Genomic DNA, 20280 nt, shown 5'->3' on the forward strand with positions numbered 1-20280 from the left:
CCTTCTCGGCGGCCTTCACCTCGGCCTTTCCCGAGAAAATCCCCGACATGCCCTCGAGCGCCTGCCGCTTCCAAGAGTTGATCAGGGTCTGGTGCACCCCGTGTTTCGCCACCAGTTCGGCGACCGTCATCTCACCTCGGATGGCCTCGAGCGCCACCTTCGCCTTGAACTCGGCACCGTAGTTCTTCCGTTTGCCAGCCACGCTGTTCGTCCTTGTCATCGTTGGCGGCAAGCTTAGCCGAGCGTCCGGTTTTTGGGGACCACCTCACCGACGAGGCGGTGCAGGCGATCGACGCGGGCGAGGCCCCCGCGATCGCCGCGCAGGACGAGGCCGGGGAGGCTGCCGAGATCACCGGATCGGTCGGTGCCGCCTCGCCGGACTTGAACGACGAGGCCATGCTGACTGTCCTGTCGCCCGAGGGCTACGACCCCGAGCGCGTGCGCCTGCTGGTCGAGCAGCGGGCCGAGATCGAGGATGTCGAGCGGGCGCTGATCCTTCAGGAGCTGGCCGAGGCGCAGGACGATCCCGCCGAACTGGCCGCCATCCTCGAACGCATCCGCGTCATCCTCGGCGTGAACGACGCGGGGGAGTGACGTGAGCCCGGCGGCTTTTCGCCGTCGCCGGGCGGGACGTCGATGCGAAGTCTGATCAGGCGGCGTCCCGCCAATCCTGACGCAGGGGCGATGGCAGCGCGGCGCCGATCCGGCCGCATCTCGGCCAGCCGTCTTCAATGCAGTGCCGCGGCGCGGCACCTCCGGCTCTGCAAAGGTCAGAGACGGAGACGACCATGGCAATCGCCAACGACTTCGAGCGCCAGATGCTCGACCTCATGAACGAAGAGCGGCGCGAGGCAGGTGTCGCGCCGCTGCAACTGGAAACGCGGCTGAACGCTTCGGCCGAGACCCACAGCGACTGGATGCTCGACGCGGACGTGTTCTCGCACACTGGTGAAGGGGGCTCATCCGCCGGGGACCGTATGGGTGCGGCGGGCTTCGAGTTCGACGGAAGCTGGGGCTGGGGCGAAAACGTCGCGTGGCAGAGCGAACGGGGCGATCCCGGCATCTCGGACGATGTGGCCGACCTGCATGAGAGCCTGATGAACAGCCCGGGCCACCGCGCCAACATCCTGAACCCCGACTTCGACTACGTGGGGATCGGCGTCGCCGAAGGCGACTTCGAAGGCTGGGACGCGGTCATGGTCACGCAGAACTTCGCACGGACCGACGGGACCGTGGCTCTGGATACCGGCAAAGAACCGGCCGCGCCGGTGGTGGCCGAGACCGACACCCAGCCCGCGCCCGAGCCGCAGCAGCCGGAGGCCCGCCCGTGGCAGGACCGCTTCGCGCAGGCAAGCAGGGACGATGAAGTGAACAACGAGCCCGACGAGATCGTCTTCAACGAGGCGCCCGTCGCCGAAGTCGAGGAGCCGGCCGAGGTGGTCGAGGCGCAGCCCGTGGACGCGGACGAACCTGCATGGGGCCACGAGGCGGACACGGCTTTCGATAATCCGTGGTTCGTCTGGCTCGACCTGCTGGGCGGCTCGAACGACGACGTCTGGTCCGCCTTCGTCTGAAAACCATGTGCGCGGCGGCCTGCGTCGCCGCGCACATGGACAATCGCGGCGGATGCCCCTAGGTAGGGGCAAAGCGAGGATATCATGCCGCGAGACCTGAAGATTCCCGGTCAGCGCCACCCCGAGAAGGCGCACCGCCCCGACAACGCCCAGCCCAAGAAGCCGTCTTGGATCCGCGTCAAGGCGCCCTCGGGCAAGGGATACATCGAGACGCGCAACATCATGCGCGAGCACCGGCTTTCGACGGTGTGCGAAGAGGCGGGCTGCCCGAATGTCGGCGAGTGCTGGAGCCAGGGCCACGCCACCATGATGATCATGGGCGAGATCTGCACCCGCGGCTGTACCTTCTGCAACGTGGCGACCGGCCGGCCGGACGCGCTCGACGTGTTCGAGCCGGGGCGCGTGGCCGACGCGGTCAAGAAGCTGGGCCTGAACCACGTCGTGATCACGAGCGTCGACCGCGACGATGTCGAGGATGGCGGGGCCGAGCATTTCGCCCAGACCATCCGCGCCGTGCGGCGACAGTCGCCGGGCACAACGATCGAGATCCTGACGCCGGACTTCCTGAAGTGCGATCCTTCGGTGCTTGAGACCGTGGTCGCCGCCAAGCCCGACGTGTTCAACCACAATCTCGAAACGGTGCCGGGGCTCTATCCGTCCGTCCGGCCCGGCGCGCGGTACTTCCACTCGCTGCGGCTTCTCCAGCGGGTGAAGGAAATCGACCCCGCGATGTTCACCAAGTCCGGCATCATGGTGGGCCTGGGCGAGACGGGCGAGCAGGTGCGCCAGGTGATGGACGACATGCGCGCGGCCGACGTGGATTTCCTGACCATCGGCCAGTACCTCCAGCCGACGCCGAAGCACCACGCGGTGGACCGCTTCGTGACGCCCGACGAGTTCGCGGCGTACGAGAAGTCCGCCTATGGCAAGGGCTTCCTGATGGTCTCGGCCACGCCGCTGACCCGCTCGTCCTATCACGCCGGCGACGACTTCGCGCGCCTGCGCGAGGCACGGCTGAAGCGCCTCGGCGCCTGAGATCGAGGGACACGACCTATTCCTGAACGGTCGTGTCTCCGTACTCTCCGCGCGGTCACTCCACCGGCGATACGGCCTTGAGGTAGGCGGCGATGGCCTGCCGGTCGGCCTCGGGCAACTGCGACAGATTCTCGATCACCGCCACCATCTCGCCCCCCGCCGTGTCGTACTCGGGCGTGAACCCGGTGGTGAGGTAGGCGACGATGTCACTTTCCGACCAGTCCAGCCCGCCCGGCGTGATGTTGGGGATCCGGCCCTCTCCGGCCGGGTTCGGTCCGCCCGCCAGCCAGCGATCGGTGTCGAGCCCGCCCAGCACGTTGCGCGGCGTATGGCACTCGCCGCAATGGGCCAGCGCCTCGGCCAGATAGCGGCCCCGGGCCGCCTCGGGAGTGCGCGCGGCGTCGACCACCCAGCCCTCGGGTACGAAGAGCCGTTTCCACAGCCCCAGCCCGCGCCGAATGTTGAAGGGAAAGCCCACCTCGTGCGGCTGGCTCGGCACGTCGCTTTCCGGCAGCGTGCGGAGGTAGGCGATGAGCGACAGGATGTCTTCAGGCTCGGCCCTGCCATAGGCGGCGTACGGGAAGGCGGGGTAATAGTGCGCGCCGTCAGGCGAGACGCCGTGCATGATCGCCGTCACCAGCTCGGCGTCGCTCCAGCCGCCCACGCCGTGCACTGGGTGGGGCGAAATGTTGGGCGCGAGGAAAGTGCCGAAGGGCGAGGCAAAGCGTTGTCCGCCCGACAGGACGCGCGGCGCGCCATCCTCGGCCTCCGCCTCCGGCGCCACGTGGCACGATGCGCAGCCGGCGGCGAGGAAGACCTGCTCGCCGTGGGCCACGTCGGCCGACACACCATCGAGCGCGGCGGCCTCGAAGCCTTGCGGCCGGGTGAGAAGCCACCCGGCGGCAATCCCGAGGACGGCGAGCGCAAGGGTCCAGCGCAGGATCGGCGGCATGGGCGTGGACGCGGCGCGCTCAGTCGTCCGACTGGCGGTAATCCTCGTGGCAGCCGCCGCAGGCGCGGCCGACTTCGGCCAGCGCCCCCCGCAGCGGGTCCAGCCCTTCGCCCGCCGCCCCTTCGAGCGTCGCGGCCGCCTTGACCAGCGTGTCCACGTGGGTCATGACCTCGGACCCTTCGGTCCAGATCGCGGTCAGGGCGCGCGTGTTCTCGATGTCGTCGATGCTGGAGCCCTCGGGCCAGTAACGCCCCTGGTTCATCCCCGCCAGCCGGGCGAGGTTGGAGGCGGCCGAGGACGCGGTGTCGGCGTCGTACTCGATTTCGCCCTTTGCCATGCCGCCCAGCAGCCCGAGGTTGAAGGAATAGAGCGTCATGTGCGCCTGCCGTGCCTTCACCGCAGCCTCGATGGCCGGATCTATGTGGCTTTCGGCGAGGCTGGCGTTGGCGGCGATGGCGGCGGCAAGACCTCCGGCCGCGGCGAGAAGACGCGTGTTCAGCATGGCTGGCTCCCTGTCGTCACGTTGGACCTGTTGCTGACGTCAGGATAACGTGGCGTCAGCGTTTGGCCATCCCGCATTTGCGGGGAGTGAACGACGACGGTGCGGCCGAGGCGCGCGCGGGGCTCAGCGAAGCGGAACGCCGCGCGAGGGGCCGTTGACGGTCAGCCAGTCGGGCCAGCCCACCAACCGCTCGATCGCGAAAAGCGCGACGCAGACCGCGATGACCCCGACGACCAGTTTCACCCGCTTCGCCGAGGGCGGATTGCGCGCCCATCTCGACGCCCGCAAGAGCCAGGCGATGTTCAGCACGGCAGCGGCCTCAGGTGAACCGCACCTTGCCGATGAAGGGCAGGTTGCGATTGCGCTGCGCGTAATCGATGCCGTAGCCGACGACAAACTCGTCAGGGATCTGGAAACCGGTCCAGGTGGCCTTGATGTCGACCTCGCGGCGCGACGGCTTGTCGAGCAGCGCGATGGTTTCCAGCCGCTTGGGCTTGCGCGAGCGCAGAAGGCCCACGACATGGTGCAGCGTGAAGCCGGTGTCGACGATATCCTCGACCACCAGCACGTCGCGTCCGTTGATCTCGCCCCGCAGGTCCTTGAGGATGCGCACCTCGCGCGAGCTTTCCATCGCGTCGCCGTAGGACGATGCCTCGAGGAAGTCGACCTCGACGTTCAGGTCGAGCTCGCGCACGAGGTCGGCGATGAACACGAACGAGCCCCGCAGAAGGCCCACGACGACCAGCTTTTCCGTGCCGGCGAAGGCGGTCTCGATCTCCTTGGCGAGGTCCTCGATCCGGGCGGCGATGGTCTTGGCCGAGATCATCTCGTCGATGACATAGGGCGGCTGCGTCATGGGTTCCCCTTGATTTCACGGCCCCTATGGCCGACATGGCAGCGAACGTTCGCAGCTCAGATACGCCATGACGACACACGCCGAAACCCGCAAACTGCCGTATACCGCCCAGCAGATGTACGATCTGGTGGCGGATGTGGAGAAATATCCCGAGTTCCTGCCCTGGACCGCGGCGGCGCGGGTGCGCTCGGTCCGGCCCGTGGACGATCACGAGGTGATGGAGGCGGACCTGGTGATATCGTTCAAGGTGTTCCGCGAACGCTTCGGCAGCCGCGTGACGCTGTGGCCCGAGGACATGAAGATCGACACCGAGTACCTGGAGGGCCCGTTCCACCACATGGTGTCGAAATGGGGCTTTCGCGATCTGCCAGAGGGCGGGTGCGAGGTCGACTTCTTCGTCGACTTCGAATTCAAGAACCGCATCCTGCAAGGGGCGGCGGGGATGTTCTTCTACGACGCCATGCAGCGCATCGTGCGCGCCTTCGAACGGCGTGCGGCCGAGCTTTACGGCTAACGGTTGCGGGTGTAACCGTTGCAGGTGCAACTTTCTGCGCTGCAATTGCCAAACAGTTGCAGGTGTAACTAACGTGTCGGACGTCCTGCCGACCAAGACGCACGATCAGGGAAGGGCCCGCCCTGGTGGGCGCGAAAGTGCCCGCCGTGGGGAGGGCGGGCGCTGCCCGGTCCGCTGGCCCGCGCAATCGTCCGACCCGTCAGTCAGGTCAGCGCGTCGATCAGCATCCGCAAGGCGTGCTCGACACTCTTCTCTCGCACCACTGCGCGGCCGAGCGCGCCGAACTCCACCGTCTGTGTCCGCGTCGGCGCTCCATCCTGCGCCAACCCGAAGCACACCCGGCCCTCGGGCTTGAACTCGGACCCGCCGGGCCCGGCGATGCCGGTGACCGAGACCGAGAGGGTCGCGCCCGCGCGCCGGGCGCCCTCGGCCATCTCGCGCGCGATCTCTTCGCTCACCGCGCCGTGGGCGGCGAGGGTGTCGGCCGAGACGCCCAGCATTTCGATCTTGGCCTCGTTGGAATAGGTGATGTAGCCCCGGTCGAAGATCGCCGAGGACCCCGCCACGTCGGTGATCGCCGCGCCGATCATGCCGCCGGTGCAGCTTTCGGCGGTGGCGACGGTCGCGCCCTTGGCCTTGGCGCGCGCAAGCACGGTTTCGGCCAGCGTCATTGCATCAGCACCCCGTGCGATACGGCGGCCGCTGCTGCCACGACCACGGCGGCGAAGACGCCCGCAATCACGTCGTCCAGCATCAGCCCCCAGATGTCGCCTCGCCGGTCGGCGCGGCCCACGAGCCACGGCTTGTAGATGTCGAATAGCCGGAACATCACGAAGCCGCCGACCCAGCCGGGCCAGGGGAAGACGTATCCCGCCACGCCCGCGTGCCAGAGCCCGGCCGAAAGAGGCCAGAGCGCAATCCACATGCCCACGACCTCGTCGATGACGATCTCGGAGGGGTCGTGCACGCCCAGCCGCGCACTTTCGGCCTTGGCCGAGTAGGTGCCGAGCGCGAAGACCAGCACGGTGGCGAGCGCAAGCAAGGGAAATCCGCCGGCCCAGTGCAAAAGCCACGCCACCGGGATCGCGGCGGCAGAGCCCCAGGTGCCGGGGCCGGGCTTCAGCAGGCCGGTATAGAAGAAGGTGGCGATCAGGCGGTTCATGGCTTCACCAGCGTAGCGGTCGCGATGGCGGCGATGCCTTCCTCGCGCCCGGTGAAACCCAGCCGCTCGGACGTGGTCGCCTTCACGCTGACGCGGTCCGGCTCGATCAGCAGGATGCGCGCCATCTCTTCGATCATCGCGGGGGCGTGCGGGCCGACCTTGGGCCGCTCGCAGATCATCGTGCAGTCGACGTTGGTGATGCGGTAGCCGCGGGACGCCGCCAGTTCGACCGCGTGTGACAGGAAGATGTGCGAGGCGGCGGCCTTCCATTGCGGGTCGGACGGCGGAAAGTGGCGGCCGATGTCGCCCTCGGCCAGCGCGCCGTAGATGGCGTCGGTGACGGCGTGCATGCCCACGTCGGCGTCCGAATGGCCCTTGAGCGCGCGGTCGTGCGGCACGCGCACGCCGCAGAGCATGACGTGGTCGCCGTCCTCGAACGCGTGCACGTCGAAGCCGTTGCCGGTGCGGATGTCCATAGGCTCCTCCATGAGCGCTTCGGCGCGGGCGAAGTCGCCCTCGGTGGTGATCTTCAGGTTGCGCTCGTCGCCCTTGACGATGGCGACGGGCAGTCCCGCGGCGCGCGCCACCGCGACATCGTCCGCCGCGTCGCCGAGATGGGCGCGGTGGGCGGCGAGGATGGCGTCATAGCGGAAGCCCTGCGGGGTCTGCGCCCGGAACAGGCCCGAGCGGTCGCGGGTTCCGGTGACGATATCGTCCTCGCCGGTCCAGAGCGCGTCGGTGACGGGTAGGGCAGGGGCTGCGCCGTCGTGGGTGTCGAGCGCCTTCACCACGCGCGCCACCACCACGGCCGGCACCAGCGGGCGCGCGACGTCGTGGATCAGGACACGGGTGACGCCTTCGCCCTCCAGCGCCTCGAGCCCCGCACGCACGCTGGCGGCGCGTGTGGCGCCGCCCGGCACGGCGGTGAGGCCGGAGAGGTCGAATTCGGTGGCGCGGTGCATCTCGCTCGCATGCAGGACCAGCACCATGCGGTCGATCCCGGCGGCGCGCAGCGCGTCGAGCGTGCGCGCGACGATGGTGCGGCCGCGCAGGATGCGCCACTGCTTTGGAACCGGTCCGCCCACGCGGGTGCCGCGCCCGGCTGCGACGATCACGGCGGCTGTGGTCACGGCGAGTCCCCTTGTCAAACCTGCCTTTCTGTATGACCTGAGGCGCGGCGTGACAATGCGGGGCCTGAAAGCCCGTCAGAGCGCCTATATTTTAGGCAATGCATGTTTTTCGCGACATCCGCCGCCCCATGAAATTGCCTCGCTCCGGCACGCTTGATAGCCGGTAAGGCATATGCACAAGGATTAGGCATCTTGGTCCTGACGCTTGACGACCGCAGCATCGACCCTCCCGTCCTCCTCGCGCCCATGGCGGGGATCACCGACCTGCCGTTCCGCCGGCTCGTCGCGTCCTTCGGCGCGGGGCTGGTGGTGAGCGAGATGGTCGCGAGCCAGGAGATGGTGCAGGCAAAGCCCGGCGTACGCGAACGCGCCGAGTTGGGCTTCGGACTTCAGAACACGGCGGTGCAGCTTGCCGGCCGCGAGCCCGGCTGGATGGCCGAGGCCGCGCGCATGGTCGAAGCGAACGGCGCGCGGATCATCGACATCAACATGGGCTGCCCGGCCAAGAAGGTGACGGGCGGCATGTCGGGCTCGGCGCTCTTACGCACGCCCGACCACGCGCTGCGCCTGATCGAGGCGGTGGTCGGCGCGGTCACTGTCCCGGTGACGCTGAAGACGCGGCTGGGCTGGGACGACGACTGCCTGAACGCGCCCGACGTGGCGCGTCGGGCGGAAGAGGCGGGCGTGCGGATGGTCGCCATTCACGGGCGCACACGCTGCCAGTTCTACAAGGGCCGCGCCGACTGGGCGGCAATCGCCCGCGTGAAGCAGGCGGTGACGATCCCGGTGGTGGCCAATGGCGACATCTGCTCGGCCGCCGACGCGCGGGCGGCGCTGACGGCCTCGGGCGGGGACGGGGTGATGATCGGGCGCGGCGTGCAGGGGCGGCCGTGGCTGCTGGCGCAGGTGGCGGCCGAGTTGCACGGGCTGCCGCGCCCGCGCGTGCCGCACGGGGATGCGTTCGCCGACATGGTGTCGGCGCATTACGAGGATTCGCTGTCCTTCTATGGACAGGAGCTGGGGGCGAAGGTGATCCGGAAACATCTGGGCTGGTACATGGACCGGGCGGGCACGCCCGCCGCCGCGCGCAAGGCGGTGCTGACCGAGCGCGACCCGAAGCGGGTGCTGCGGCTTCTGCCGCGGGCGCTGACGGCAGAGGCGGTGGCGGCATGAACGCGATGTCCGATACGCTCTGGGCCTCCTTGCCGGTCCCGGCCTTCCTGCTGGATCCCGGCGACATCATCTCCGAGATCAACCCGGCGGCCGAGCAGTTCCTGAACGCCTCGGCCCGCGCGCTGCGGGGGTCGCCCGTCTTCGACAAGCTGGCCATCGACGCGCCGCTCGATGATGCCTTCGGCCGGGTGCGCAACGACCACTCGGCGCTGTTCATCAACAACGTGGACGTGTCGGGCGGCAACCGCGCGCCGGTCGAGTGCAACATGCAGATCGCCCCGATGATCGGGATGCCGGGCTTCGTGCTGGTGCTGATGGAGCCGCGCGAACTGGCCGACCGGCTGGGCCGGGCGCAGCAGGTGAAGTCTTCGGCCCGCTCGGCCATCGGCATGGCCGAGATGCTGGCGCACGAGATCAAGAACCCGCTGGCGGGAATCACCGGCGCGGCGCAGCTTCTGAGCATGAACCTGAGCGAGGAGGACCTGGAGCTCACGGACCTCATCGTGGCCGAGAGCCGGCGCATCGTAGCGCTGCTGGAGCAGGTCGAGCAGTTCGGCAACCTTCGCCCGCCCAAGCGCAAGTCGATCAATGTGCACGACCTGCTGGACCGGGCGCGCAAGACAGCCGCGGTGGGCTTCGCCGCCAACATGAAGTTCATAGAGGAATTCGACCCTTCGCTTCCGCCCACCCATGTCGACGGCGACCAGATGCTTCAGGTGTTCCTGAACCTTCTGCGCAACGCGACCGAGGCGGCGGGCAAGGACGGCGGCACCATCCGGCTGCGCACCTTCTACGACCTGTCCCTGCGGCTGCGGCGCAAGGACGGCAGTGGCGCGGCGCTGCCGCTGCAGGTCGAGATCATAGACGACGGCCCGGGCCTGCCGCCCGACATCGAGGCCGACATCTTCGAGCCCTTCGTCTCGGGCCGGGACAACGGCACCGGGCTGGGGCTGTCGCTGGTGTCCAAGATCATCTCCGAACACGAGGGCTGGATCTCGGTCGATTCGGTGCCGGGGCGCACGGCGTTCCGCATCTCGTTGCCGGTGGCCCCGAAGGAGCCGGAGGCATGAGGCATTTCATTTTCGAGGAGTTGCGCTGATGGACGGCACGGTACTGGTCGCCGACGACGACCGCACGATCCGCACGGTGCTCACGCAGGCGCTGACGCGGGCGGGCTGCAAGGTCCACGCCACGTCGAGCCTGGTGACGCTGATGCGCTGGGTCGAGGAAGGCAAGGGCGATCTGGTCATCTCGGACGTGATGATGCCCGACGGGAACGGGCTGGACGCGCTGCCCAGGATCGGCGAGCAGCGGCCGGGGCTGCCCGTGATCGTGATCTCGGCGCAGAACACGATCATGACGGCGATCCAGGCGGCCGAGAAAGAGGCCTATGACTACCTGCCCAAGCCGTTCGACCTGCCGGACCTGATGAAGCGGGCCGCGCGCGCGCTCGAGGTGAAGCGCCGTGCGCCTGCGCCCCGGCGCGAGGCGTCCGAGCTGCCCTCGGACGACCTGCCGCTGGTGGGGCGCACGCCGGCGATGCAGGCGCTTTACCGGCTGGTGGCACGGGTGATGAACACCGACCTGCCGGTGCTGGTGACGGGCGAGTCCGGCACCGGCAAGTCGCTGATCGCGCGGGCCATTCACGACTTCTCGGACCGGCGTACGCTGCCCTTCGTGGTGGTGGGGGCGGCGGATCTGGCGACGATGGAGGGGCCGTCGACCATCCTGAGCCGGGCGCGCAACGGCTCGATCCTGTTCGACGAGGTGGGCGATCTGGACGACGATGCGCAGGCGCGGATCGTGCGGATGCTCGACAGTTTCACGGATACCGCGCCGCGCGTGATGGCCACGAGCCAGGCCAACCTGGCGGCGAAGATGGAGGCGGGCGCCTTCCGGCAAGACCTGTTCTATCGCCTCGGCGGCGTGACGATCACGGTGCCGTCGCTGCGCGAGCGCGTGGACGACATCCCGCTTCTGGCCGAACATTTCCTGGCGCGGGCCGAGCGGGACGGGCTGCCCGCCCGCCGGTTCGGCGACGACGCGCTGGACCTGATCCGCGCGTATTCCTGGCCCGGGAATGTCAGGCAATTAGAGAACACGGTGCGCCGGCTTGTCGTCACCGGCGGCGAGGAGGACATCAGCCGGGCGGAGGCCGAACTGGTGCTGGGCAACCAGCCGGCGATGGAGCCGCTTGTGGGCGGGGGCGAGGGTGAGAAATTGTCGGCTTCGGTCGGCAAGCACCTGCGTCGTTACTTCGACCTGCACGGCGGAGTTCTGCCGCCGCCGGGCCTTTACCAGCGAATTCTGCGCGAGGTCGAGGCGCCGTTGATCGAGATCGCGCTGGACGCAACCGCCGGAAATCAGGCGAAATGTGCCGACCTTCTTGGAATCAATCGCAATACGCTGCGCAAGAAGATCACCGACCTCGATATTCACGTGACACGGCGTCGCAAGTTGATGTAAAACCGCAACATAACAGTGGCCCCGGGGCGTCATCCCGCGCGGGGCCACAACATTGAGCGGTAGCCGCGTAAAGCGGCACATCGATTGGGGGTGACGCTGTGACAGTCCCGTTGCGGGCGGCCACATGGGAACGGCTGGCGCGCCTCAGGCGCCGACGCCGGGTGCAGAACGCGGCGACGCTGGGACTGGTCATGCTGGGCCCGGTCCTGACGCTTGCCACCTTTGCCGTGCTCGGCCCGATGCTGGGCGGTGCGTCGACGCTGTCGCTGCGGCTCGTCCTGCTGGCCGACCTGGTCTACGTGCTGGTGCTGGCGACGCTGGTCCTGGGCACGATCGCCCGGATGATCGCGGCGCGCCGGGCACAATCCGCGGGCTCGCGCCTGCACCTGCGGCTGACCGGGGTCTTTGCGCTGATCGCGCTTCTACCCACTGTCACCGTCGCCGTTTTTGCCGCCATCACCATCAATGTCGGGCTCGAAGGCTGGTTCTCGGACAGGGTGCGCAACGTGGTGGGGGCCTCGCTCGCCGCCGCCGAGGCGTACGAGGACGAGCAGCGCCAGGATCTGGAGACCGACGCCGAGGCGCTGGCGGCGTTCCTGTATGCGGCGACCGGCGGCAGTTTCTTCACCACCGACGGCGAGATGCGCCAGATACTCGCGCAGGGGCAGGCGCAGGTGCAGCGGGGCCTGCGCGAGGCCTATGTCATCGACGGGTCGGGCGAGATCCGGGCGCGCGGCGAAAGGTCTTACCTTTTCGATTACGAGGAACCGACGCAGGACCAGCTTCAAAGCGCCCGCGCGGGCGAGACGGTCGTCATCGAGGACTGGGACCTCAACGAGTTCCGCGCGCTCGTCGGGCTGCGCGGTGTCGGCGACCGGTATCTCTATGTCACCCGCGCGGTGGACGGAGAAATCCTGTCGCTGCTCGACGATACCCAGCAGACCGTGCGGCTGTACCAGCAGCTCGAGAACGAGCGGGGCCGCATCCTGTTCGAGTTCGGGCTGTTGTACCTGGGCTTCGCGGTGATCCTGATCCTCGCCTCGATCTGGCTGGGCCTGTGGTTCGCCGAGCGGCTGTCGCAACCGGTGGGCCGGCTGGCGGGCGCGGCGCAGCGGGTCGGTGCTGGTGACCTGGACGTGCGTGTGCGGGAAGAGGACGGCGACGACGAGATCGCCATGCTGGGCCGATTGTTCAACCAGATGACCCGGCAGCTCAAGGCGCAGCGGGACACGCTCATGGCGAACACGGCGCAGATCGAACGGCGTCGGCGGCTGTTCGATTCGGTGCTGTCGTCGGTGACGGCGGGGGTCGTGGGGCTCGATGCCAAGGGGCGGGTGACCTTCGTGAACCGCTCGGCCGAGCGATTGTTGCGCCTCGACCGCGGGCAGGGGCAGAGCACGCCGCTGTCGGTGGCGGTGCCCGAGTTCGGCAAGCTGTTCGAGCGCCTGCGTTCGACCAAGGCCGAGGTGGCGCAGGAAGAGATCCGCGTCACCCGCGAGGGCAAGCTGGAAAGCCTGCTAGTTCGGATGGCCACGCGGCGGGCCGAGGACGGCAAGCTCGAGGGCTACGTCGTGGCTTTCGACGACGTCACCGACCTGGTCGCGGCGCAGCGGATGGCGGCCTGGGGCGACGTGGCGCGGCGCATCGCGCACGAGATCAAGAACCCGCTCACGCCGATCCAGCTATCGGCCGAGCGCATCCAGCGCAAGTTCCGAAAGGTGGCGGGCGACGACGCCGGGGCGCTGGAGCAGATGACCGGCGTGATCGTGAGGCAGACCAACGACTTGCGGCGCATCGTTGACGAGTTCTCGAAATTCGCGCGGATGCCCGAGCCCGAGCGGCGGCGGCACGATCTGACCGCGCTGGTCCGCGACGCGGTGACGCTTCAGCAGGCGGGACGCGAGGACGTGAGCATCACCGCGGACCTGCCGGAGGAGGGTACTCCGGCCGACCTGGACGCGACGATGATCGGGCAGGCGTTGACGAACCTGATCAAGAACGCGGCAGAAGCCACGGATTCGCTTCAGGAAAAGGGTGCGCCGGAGGATTACCGGCCCGAGGTCCGGGTGTGTATGGAGACGGGCGAGGGCCAAGCGCTGATCACCGTCTCGGACAACGGCGTCGGCCTGCCCGAGGACCGGGCGCGGCTGTTCGAGCCGTATGTCACCACGCGCGACAAGGGCACCGGCCTTGGCCTGCCCATCGTCAAGAAGATCATCGAGGAACACGGCGGCACGCTGGTGCTGACCGATGCCGAGCCGTTCGGCGAGGGTCAGCATCGCGGCGCACGGGCGGAGATCCGTCTGCCGGTGGCGGAACCAACAGGGAATTGAGGCGAGAGGACAGACAGATGGGCGACATTCTTATCGTGGATGACGAACGGGACATCCGGGAGCTGATCTCGGACATCCTGGGCGACGAGGGCTTCGCCACCCGCGTCGCCGCCAATTCCGAGGAGTGCATGGCCGAGCTCAACACCGAGCCGCCGGCGCTGATGATCCTCGATATCTGGCTGAAGGACAGCCAGATGGACGGCATCGACATCATGAAGAAGGTGAAGCGGGACAACCCGGATATCCCGATCATCATCATCTCGGGCCACGGCAACATCGAGATCGCGGTCGCGGCCATCAAGCAGGGCGCGTACGACTTCATCGAGAAGCCGTTCAACATCGACCAGCTGATGGTCGTGATCCAGCGCGCGATGGAAACGTCGCGGCTGCGGCGCGAAAACTCGGCACTGAAGCGGCGCGACGGCAATCCGGCCGAAATGGTGGGATCAAGCGCGGCCTTCAAGGCATTGAGTTCGCAGCTTGAAAAGGTGACGAAGTCGAACGGCCGCGTGATGCTCAGCGGACCCTCGGGCTGCGGCAAGGAGGTCGCCGCGCGCTACATCCACGCCCACTCGAACCGGGCGGACAAGCCCTTCGTCGTCGTCAGCTCGGCCTCGGTCGAGCCCGACCGGATGGAAGAGGTGCTGTTCGGCCGCGAAAGCGCAGAGCGGGGCGTCGAGCCCGGCCTTCTGGAGCAGGCGCATGGCGGCGTGCTGTTCTTCGACGAGGTGGCGGACATGCCGCCGGGCACGCAGTCGAAGATCCTGCGCGTGCTCGTCGACCAGCAGTTCCAGCGCGCCGGCGGCAACGACAAGGTGCGCGTCGACGTGCGCGTGATCTCGTCGACGACGCGGGACCTGGACGCCGAGATCGAGGCGGGGCGCTTCCGGCAGGAGCTCTATCACCGGCTCGCCGTCGTGCCGATCGCGGTGCCCGGCCTCGAGGACCGGCGCGAGGACATTCCGGAACTAGCGCAGCACTTCATCGAGCAGTTCAACAAGACGCAAGGGCTGCCGCTTCGCCCGCTGGGCGAGGAAGCGGTCGCGCGCCTTCAGACGATGGTCTGGCCCGGAAATGTCAGGCAGTTGAAGAACGTGATCGAACGGGTGCTGATCCTTGGCCCCGAGAAGGGCGAGATCACGGCAGCGGAGCTTCCCGACGACTCGGCGGCGCCCGAGGAGGACGGGCGCGTTGTATTGTCGGGCAGCCTGGCGACCCTGCCGCTGCGCGAGGCACGCGAGCTGTTCGAACGGGAATACCTGCTGACGCAGATCAACCGGTTCGGCGGCAACATCAGCCGCACCGCGACGTTCGTTGGCATGGAACGCTCGGCGCTGCATCGCAAGCTGAAGTCGCTCAACGTGGTGACGGCCAGCAAGACCGGCAGCCGCGTCGCGCGGGTCGAGGACGCCTGAGACGGTCTCAGCCGCCGTCGTTGACGAAGGCGACGCCGCCGCCCGCCGTCCGGACCGCGCAGGTGGCGGGCGTCAGGGCGGGCAGGCGCGCCGGCACCAGCGGCGGCGCGTCTCCCGCGCAATAGGGCAGTTCCACCCGCCGGTACCCACGCGCGGCCATGCACTGGTTCAGCACGCGCGTGCGCAGCCCGGCATTCGCGTCGTAGGAATAGGTGTTCCCGCCCGTGACCTCGCCGCCGGTGGTGACGCAGGTACCGTCGTCGTTGCACCGGGTGACGACCGGCGTGCGGCTGATCGGTGTGGTCCGGATCTGCGTGTTGGGCGGCACCCGCTGCACGGCCGAGACACGGCACTCCAGCAGGTCGGCGTCAAGCTGCGCGACCGGCGCGCCTTCGCGGTAATAGCCGTCATAGGCAGCGCAGCCGCCGAGCAGGGTGCAGGCCGTCAGCACGATTCCGATGCGCATCGTTCCACCTCCAAGCGATCCTGGGACCAGATGACAGGGCCGGCGCCCCGCGCGCAAGGAGGATTGAACCCTCGCCCGCCGCGTGCCAAGAGAAGCCTCGCGGCCGCAAGGGGAGCGCCATGAAGGTCATCATCTGCGGGGCTGGCCAGGTCGGCTGGCAGATCGCCCGCCACCTTTCGGGCGAGCGCAACGACGTGACGGTGGTGGACAACAACCCGGACCTGGTGCGCCGGGCGACGGACACGCTTGACGTGCAGGGCATCGCGGGTTTCGCCAGTTACCCGGATGTGCTGGAAAGCGCCGGGGCGCGCGACGCCGACATGATCATCGCCGCGACGCACTCGGACGAGGTCAACATGGTCACCTGCCAGGTCGCCCATTCGGTCTTCGCCATCCCGCGCAAGATCGCGCGGCTCAGGGCGCAGTCGTATCTCACGGCGATCTACTCCGACCTCTACCGGCGCGAGCACATGCCCATCGACGTGGTCATCAGCCCCGAGCGCGAGGTGGCCGAGGCCGCGCTGCGCCGGCTGGCCGCGCCGGTGGCCTTCGACACGCAGAGCTTCATGGAGGGGCGGGCGCAGCTTCTGGGCATCGCGCTGGACGAGGATTGCCCGGTCCTGAACACGCCGCTGCGGCAGCTCACGGACCTGTTCTCGACCCTGCGGGCGCTGGTCGTGGGCATCCGCCGCCGCAACCGGCTTTTCGCGCCCGAGCCGGGCGACCAGCTTTTTGCGGGCGACCAGATCTACGTGATCGCCGACCGGCAGGACGTGAGCCGCACGCTCGAGATCTTCGGGAAAGAGGTCGTCCAGCAGCGCCGGGTGGTCATCGTGGGCGGCGGCAACGTTGGCCTCGCCGTGGCCCGCGCGCTCGAGACCCGGACCGAGCGGGTGCGCGCCAAGGTGATCGAGAAGGACCGCCGCTGCGCCGAACGCGCCGCCGACGAGCTGGAGCGCACAATCGTGCTGCACGGCGACGGGCTGAGCATGGAGCTTCTGGCCGAGGCGAACGTCTCGAAGGCCGACGCGATCCTTGCGGTGACGGACGACGACAAGACGAATCTCCTGGCTTCGGTCCGCGCCAAGTCCGCCGGGTGCGCCATGGCTATCGCGCTGGTCAACGACCCGTCGCTCCAGACGCTGATGGCGCCGCTCGACATCGACGCCTACATCAACCCGCGCGCCACGACGGTCAGCTCGATCCTGCGGCACATCCGCCACGGGCGGGTGCGCGGCGTCTATTCCATCGGGGACGCCGAGGCCGAGGTGATCGAGGCGCAGGTGTTGTCGACCTCGCCCATCGCGGGGCAGTACATCCGCGACATCGACTTTCCCGAGGGCGTGCTGGTGGGCGCGGTGCTCAAGGGCGAGAAGGTTGTGCGGCCGGTGGGCGGCACGCGGATCGACGAGGGCGACGTGATCGTCGTCTTCGCCATGGCCGCCGACGTGCCCGAGGTCGAGCGGCTGTTCCAGGTTTCCATCGACTTCTTCTGATGCGCCGGCTGTTCAGCAGACTGCCCTTCGCGGTCATCCTGATCGCGTTGGGCGCGGTGGCGATGCTGCCGCCGGCGATCCACGCCTTCAGCTTGCGCGACTACGACACGGCGCGGGCGTTCTTCTATTCGGCGATCCTGTTCCTGCTGCTGTTTGCGCTGCTGTCGGTGGCCTTCGGCGGGCGCTTCCCGCAGAAACGCGTGCGCAGCCACCTGGTGACGCTGGCGGCGGCCTATGTGCTGCTGCCGGTGATGCTGGCAGTGCCGTTCCATGAATCCGTGCCGGCGACGCGCTTCTTTGGCGTCTGGTTCGAGATGGCGTCGTGCCTGACCACGACCGGGGCCACCCTGTTCGCGCCCGAGCGGCTGCCCGAGGCGGTGCACCTGTGGCGTGCGATCGTCGGCTGGCTGGGCGGCTTCCTGACCTGGGTGACGGCCATCGCCATCCTCGCGCCGCTGAACCTGGGCGGGTTCGAGGTCGTCTCGGGGGAAGAGGTGGGCGAGGGCGCGGCGACCGTGACGCAGATCACCCGCGTCGCCGACGGGTCCGAGCGGCTGCTGCGGTTTTCATGGCACCTTGCGCCGGTCTATTTCGGGCTCACGCTGGCGCTGTGGATCGGGCTGATCATGGCGGGGGCCGAGCCGCTGAACGCGGTCATCCACGCGATGTCGACCCTCGCCACCAGCGGTATCTCTCCGGGCGAGGGGCCGGAATCGGGGCTCGTGGGCGAGGCGTTGATCTTCGGCTTCCTGATTTTCGCCGTCTCGCGCATGACGTTCTCGGGCGACGTGGCCGGGCGCGGGCCGCGGCGGCTGCGCAAGGACCCAGAGATGCAGATGGGCGCGATCATCGTGGCGCTCGTCCCGCTTTTCCTGTTCCTGCGCCACTGGGCGGGCGCCTATGACGTGGCCGATGAAAGCAACATCGCGGCGGGGCTGGGCGCGCTCTGGGGCGCGGTGTTCACGACGCTCTCCTTCCTGACAACCACCGGCTTCGTGAGCGAGGCATGGGACACCGCGCGCGACTGGTCGGGTCTTCCGACGCCGGGGCTGGTGCTGATGGGGCTGTCGCTGATCGGCGGGGGCGTGGCGACCACGGCGGGTGGCGTGAAGCTTCTGCGCATCTACGCGCTTTACAAGCACGGCGTGCGCGAAATGGAGCGCCTGGTGCACCCGAACTCGGTCGGCGGCGCGGGCACGGCGGCCCGGCGCATCCGGCGCAAGGGCGCGTACGTGGCGTGGATCTTCTTTATGCTCTTCGCCATCTCGATCGCGCTGTCGATGGGGGCCTTCGCGCTGACGGGGCTGAGCTTCGAAGCCTCGACCGTGCTGACCATCGCGGCGCTGTCGACCACGGGCCCGCTGGCCGAGGTCGCGGCCGCCGCGCCCATCGTGTACGCCGACCTGACGGACGCGGCGCTGGCCATCTTCGCGGCCGGCATGGTGCTGGGGCGGCTCGAGACGCTGGCGCTGATCGCGCTATTCAACCCGGACCTCTGGCGCAGCTGAGGGGGCAGCGCGTTGATTTGGGGTAGAAACCCGCCTCTGGCCGCTTCATAGTGGAGGGGCGAAAGACAATCATGCCTGCCACAAAGGGCGGTGCCAAGAACATAAGGTGTGGACAGTAAGATGGCTGCCGACAAGCAGAATTTGCAGGACGCATTTCTGAATCATATCCGGAAGACGAAGGTTCCGGTGACCATTTTCCTCATCAACGGCGTCAAGCTTCAGGGCGTCATCACGTGGTTCGACAATTTCTGCGTATTGCTGCGCCGCGACGGCCAGTCGCAGCTCGTGTACAAGCACGCGATCTCGACCATAATGCCGTCCTCGCCCATCAACCTTTACGACGGTGACGACTGATCTTGGACACTGATACCGGCGCGGTCGCGACCCGCGCCTACGTGCTCCACCCCGACCTGACCTCGGACCGCGAACGCCGCGATCCCGAGCCCGCGCTGGCCGAAGCCATCGCGCTGGCCGAGGCGTTGCCGGATCTCGAGGTTCTGGGCGGCGAGGTGGTGCGCCTGCGCAAGCCCGATGCCGGCGCGCTGTTCGGGTCGGGCAAGCTGGACGAGCTCATGGCGAAGCTTTCGGCGCAGGAGGTCGGGCTTGTGTTGGTCGACGGGCCGGTGAGCCCGGTGCAGCAGCGCAACCTCGAGAAGGCTTGGGGCGTGAAGGTGCTGGACCGCACGGGCCTGATCCTCGAGATCTTCTCGGACCGGGCGGCGACGCGGGAAGGCGTGCTTCAGGTCGAGATGGCGGCGCTGTCCTACCAGCGCACGCGTCTTGTGCGGGCCTGGACCCACCTAGAGCGGCAGCGCGGCGGGCTTGGCTTCGTCGGCGGCCCCGGTGAAACCCAGATCGAGGCCGACCGCCGCGCCATCGACGAGCAACTCACCCGCCTGCGCCGCCAGCTCGACAAGGTCGCCAAGACCCGCGAGCTGCACCGTGCCAGCCGCGCCAAGGTGCCGTTCCCGGTCGTGGCGCTGGTGGGCTACACCAATGCCGGCAAGTCGACGCTGTTCAACCGGCTGACCGGGGCCGAGGTAATGGCGAAAGACATGCTGTTCGCGACGCTCGACCCCACGATGCGCGGCGTCACGCTGCCCACGGGCATGAAGGTGATCCTGTCGGACACGGTCGGCTTCATCAGCGACCTGCCCACGCAACTCGTGGCGGCCTTCCGCGCCACGCTGGAAGAGGTGCTGTCGGCGGACCTGATCCTGCACGTCCGCGACATCACCCACCCCGAGACCGAGGGGCAGAAAGAGGACGTTATGTCGATCCTCCACGACCTCGGCGTGGCCGAGGACGTGCCGATGATCGAGGTCTGGAACAAGGTCGACGTCGCCGATCCCGAGCGGCGCGCGGTGTTGCAGACTGTGGCGGACCGAACCGAAAACGTGCGCCCGCTTTCCGCGGTCACGGGCGAGGGGCTGGACGGGTTGATCGAGGCGATCACCCACGCGCTGGACGATGCGCGCACCGTGCGCGAAATCGAGCTGCCGTTCGAGGAGGGGCGCAAGCGCGCCTGGCTGCACGAGCAGGGCGTGGTGATGGACGAGAGCCAGACCGAGACCGGTTTCCGCCTGACCGTGGCGATGACGGCGCGGCAGGAGAAACGTTTCCGGGAACTCTGACCGGCGCCGCCGGGGCCAAGACCTTTCGAAAAGGTCTTGGCAAATTCCTTCAGAAGGAATTCGG

Annotated in this window: 22 protein-coding genes; 13 read left to right on the forward strand and 9 right to left on the reverse strand. The window is 68.3% G+C overall.

The window, feature by feature from the left end; genetic code table 11:
* A partial coding sequence (locus tag BM162_RS11865) for a transposase (protein ID WP_143096146.1) occupies positions 1-202 on the reverse strand: 202 nt, incomplete at its 3' end.
* A 77-nt stretch (positions 203-279) separates the two neighbouring features.
* On the opposite strand from BM162_RS11865, the gene BM162_RS22795 reads away from it, so the two are divergent.
* The 3 genes from BM162_RS22795 to lipA all read left to right on the forward strand — a co-directional run bounded on the left by BM162_RS22795 (position 280) and on the right by lipA (position 2609).
* Positions 280-594 (forward strand): hypothetical protein, encoded by a 315-nt coding sequence (locus BM162_RS22795; protein ID WP_093422105.1) that lies wholly within the window; start codon positions 280-282, stop codon positions 592-594.
* A 194-nt stretch (positions 595-788) separates the two neighbouring features.
* Positions 789-1574, forward strand: a complete 786-nt coding sequence (locus BM162_RS11875) for a CAP domain-containing protein (RefSeq protein WP_093422108.1) — start codon at positions 789-791, stop codon at positions 1572-1574.
* An 84-nt stretch (positions 1575-1658) separates the two neighbouring features.
* Complete coding sequence (gene lipA, locus BM162_RS11880; protein ID WP_093422110.1) at positions 1659-2609, forward strand: lipoyl synthase; 951 nt, start codon at positions 1659-1661, stop codon at positions 2607-2609.
* 55 nt (positions 2610-2664) lie between these two features.
* Here the strand turns inward: lipA and BM162_RS11885 are convergent, their stop codons facing one another.
* The 4 genes from BM162_RS11885 to hpt form a co-directional block, all read right to left on the reverse strand.
* Positions 2665-3561 carry a cytochrome c gene (locus BM162_RS11885; RefSeq protein WP_093422113.1) on the reverse strand — a complete coding sequence of 299 codons (897 nt, stop codon included), beginning with the start codon at positions 3559-3561 and terminating at the stop codon, positions 2665-2667.
* A 19-nt stretch (positions 3562-3580) separates the two neighbouring features.
* A complete protein-coding gene (locus tag BM162_RS11890; RefSeq protein WP_093422115.1) occupies positions 3581-4063 on the reverse strand; it encodes a c-type cytochrome in 483 nt (160 codons plus the stop codon).
* Positions 4064-4186: 123 nt separating this feature from the next.
* Positions 4187-4372 (reverse strand): hypothetical protein, encoded by a 186-nt coding sequence (locus tag BM162_RS11895; protein ID WP_093422117.1) that lies wholly within the window; start codon positions 4370-4372, stop codon positions 4187-4189.
* Between the two features lie 10 nt (positions 4373-4382).
* On the reverse strand, positions 4383-4919 hold the full coding sequence (gene hpt / locus BM162_RS11900) for a hypoxanthine phosphoribosyltransferase (protein ID WP_093422119.1): 537 nt from the start codon (positions 4917-4919) through the stop codon (positions 4383-4385).
* Positions 4920-4986: 67 nt separating this feature from the next.
* On the opposite strand from hpt, the gene BM162_RS11905 reads away from it, so the two are divergent.
* On the forward strand, positions 4987-5433 hold the full coding sequence (locus BM162_RS11905; RefSeq protein ID WP_093422122.1) for a type II toxin-antitoxin system RatA family toxin: 447 nt from the start codon (positions 4987-4989) through the stop codon (positions 5431-5433).
* A 203-nt stretch (positions 5434-5636) separates the two neighbouring features.
* Here BM162_RS11905 and BM162_RS11910 read toward each other — a convergent pair whose 3' ends face one another.
* The 3 genes from BM162_RS11910 to BM162_RS11920 are packed head-to-tail and all read right to left on the reverse strand — an operon-like array spanning position 5637 to position 7725.
* Entirely contained in the window at positions 5637-6104 is a 468-nt protein-coding gene (locus BM162_RS11910; protein WP_093422124.1) for a CinA family protein, read from the reverse strand.
* Entirely contained in the window at positions 6101-6595 is a 495-nt protein-coding gene (locus BM162_RS11915) for a phosphatidylglycerophosphatase A family protein (protein WP_093422127.1), read from the reverse strand. Before BM162_RS11915 ends, BM162_RS11910 begins: the two co-directional genes overlap by 4 nt.
* Complete coding sequence (locus tag BM162_RS11920) at positions 6592-7725, reverse strand: bifunctional 2-C-methyl-D-erythritol 4-phosphate cytidylyltransferase/2-C-methyl-D-erythritol 2,4-cyclodiphosphate synthase (RefSeq protein WP_093422129.1); 1134 nt, start codon at positions 7723-7725, stop codon at positions 6592-6594. The genes BM162_RS11915 and BM162_RS11920 overlap by 4 nt, the downstream gene beginning before the upstream one ends.
* 192 nt (positions 7726-7917) lie before the next feature.
* Here BM162_RS11920 and dusB point away from each other — a divergent pair, with 192 nt between their 5' ends.
* From dusB to ntrX, 5 genes are all read left to right on the forward strand, one after another.
* The gene (gene dusB / locus BM162_RS11925) at positions 7918-8898 is read left to right on the forward strand and encodes a tRNA dihydrouridine synthase DusB (RefSeq protein WP_093422132.1); all 981 of its coding nucleotides are present in this window, start codon (positions 7918-7920) and stop codon (positions 8896-8898) included.
* A complete protein-coding gene (locus tag BM162_RS11930; protein WP_093422134.1) occupies positions 8895-9968 on the forward strand; it encodes a two-component system sensor histidine kinase NtrB in 1074 nt (357 codons plus the stop codon). The genes dusB and BM162_RS11930 overlap by 4 nt, the downstream gene beginning before the upstream one ends.
* 28 nt (positions 9969-9996) lie before the next feature.
* Positions 9997-11364 carry a response regulator gene (locus tag BM162_RS11935; protein ID WP_093422137.1) on the forward strand — a complete coding sequence of 456 codons (1368 nt, stop codon included), beginning with the start codon at positions 9997-9999 and terminating at the stop codon, positions 11362-11364.
* A 98-nt stretch (positions 11365-11462) separates the two neighbouring features.
* Complete coding sequence (locus BM162_RS11940) at positions 11463-13697, forward strand: sensor histidine kinase NtrY-like (RefSeq protein WP_245759248.1); 2235 nt, start codon at positions 11463-11465, stop codon at positions 13695-13697.
* 17 nt (positions 13698-13714) lie between these two features.
* The gene (gene ntrX, locus BM162_RS11945; protein ID WP_093422140.1) at positions 13715-15112 is read left to right on the forward strand and encodes a nitrogen assimilation response regulator NtrX; all 1398 of its coding nucleotides are present in this window, start codon (positions 13715-13717) and stop codon (positions 15110-15112) included.
* Between the two features lie 7 nt (positions 15113-15119).
* On the opposite strand, the gene BM162_RS11950 is transcribed toward ntrX, so the two are convergent.
* Positions 15120-15578 carry a hypothetical protein gene (locus BM162_RS11950; RefSeq protein WP_093422142.1) on the reverse strand — a complete coding sequence of 153 codons (459 nt, stop codon included), beginning with the start codon at positions 15576-15578 and terminating at the stop codon, positions 15120-15122.
* Positions 15579-15697: 119 nt separating this feature from the next.
* Here BM162_RS11950 and trkA point away from each other — a divergent pair, with 119 nt between their 5' ends.
* The 4 genes from trkA (at position 15698) to hflX (ending at position 20216) form a co-directional block, all read left to right on the forward strand.
* A complete protein-coding gene (gene trkA, locus BM162_RS11955; protein WP_093422145.1) occupies positions 15698-17074 on the forward strand; it encodes a Trk system potassium transporter TrkA in 1377 nt (458 codons plus the stop codon).
* The gene (locus tag BM162_RS11960) at positions 17074-18582 is read left to right on the forward strand and encodes a TrkH family potassium uptake protein (RefSeq protein ID WP_093422148.1); all 1509 of its coding nucleotides are present in this window, start codon (positions 17074-17076) and stop codon (positions 18580-18582) included. Before trkA ends, BM162_RS11960 begins: the two co-directional genes overlap by 1 nt.
* Positions 18583-18702: 120 nt before the next feature.
* Complete coding sequence (gene hfq / locus BM162_RS11965; RefSeq protein ID WP_093422150.1) at positions 18703-18936, forward strand: RNA chaperone Hfq; 234 nt, start codon at positions 18703-18705, stop codon at positions 18934-18936.
* Positions 18933-20216: a GTPase HflX gene (gene hflX, locus BM162_RS11970; RefSeq protein WP_177215150.1), complete on the forward strand. Its 1284-nt coding sequence runs from the start codon at positions 18933-18935 to the stop codon at positions 20214-20216. Before hfq ends, hflX begins: the two co-directional genes overlap by 4 nt.
* Positions 20217-20280 lie beyond the last annotated feature (64 nt).

It is taken from the genome of Tranquillimonas alkanivorans, assembly GCF_900115595.1.
Classification (GTDB): Bacteria; Pseudomonadota; Alphaproteobacteria; order Rhodobacterales; family Rhodobacteraceae; genus Tranquillimonas; species Tranquillimonas alkanivorans.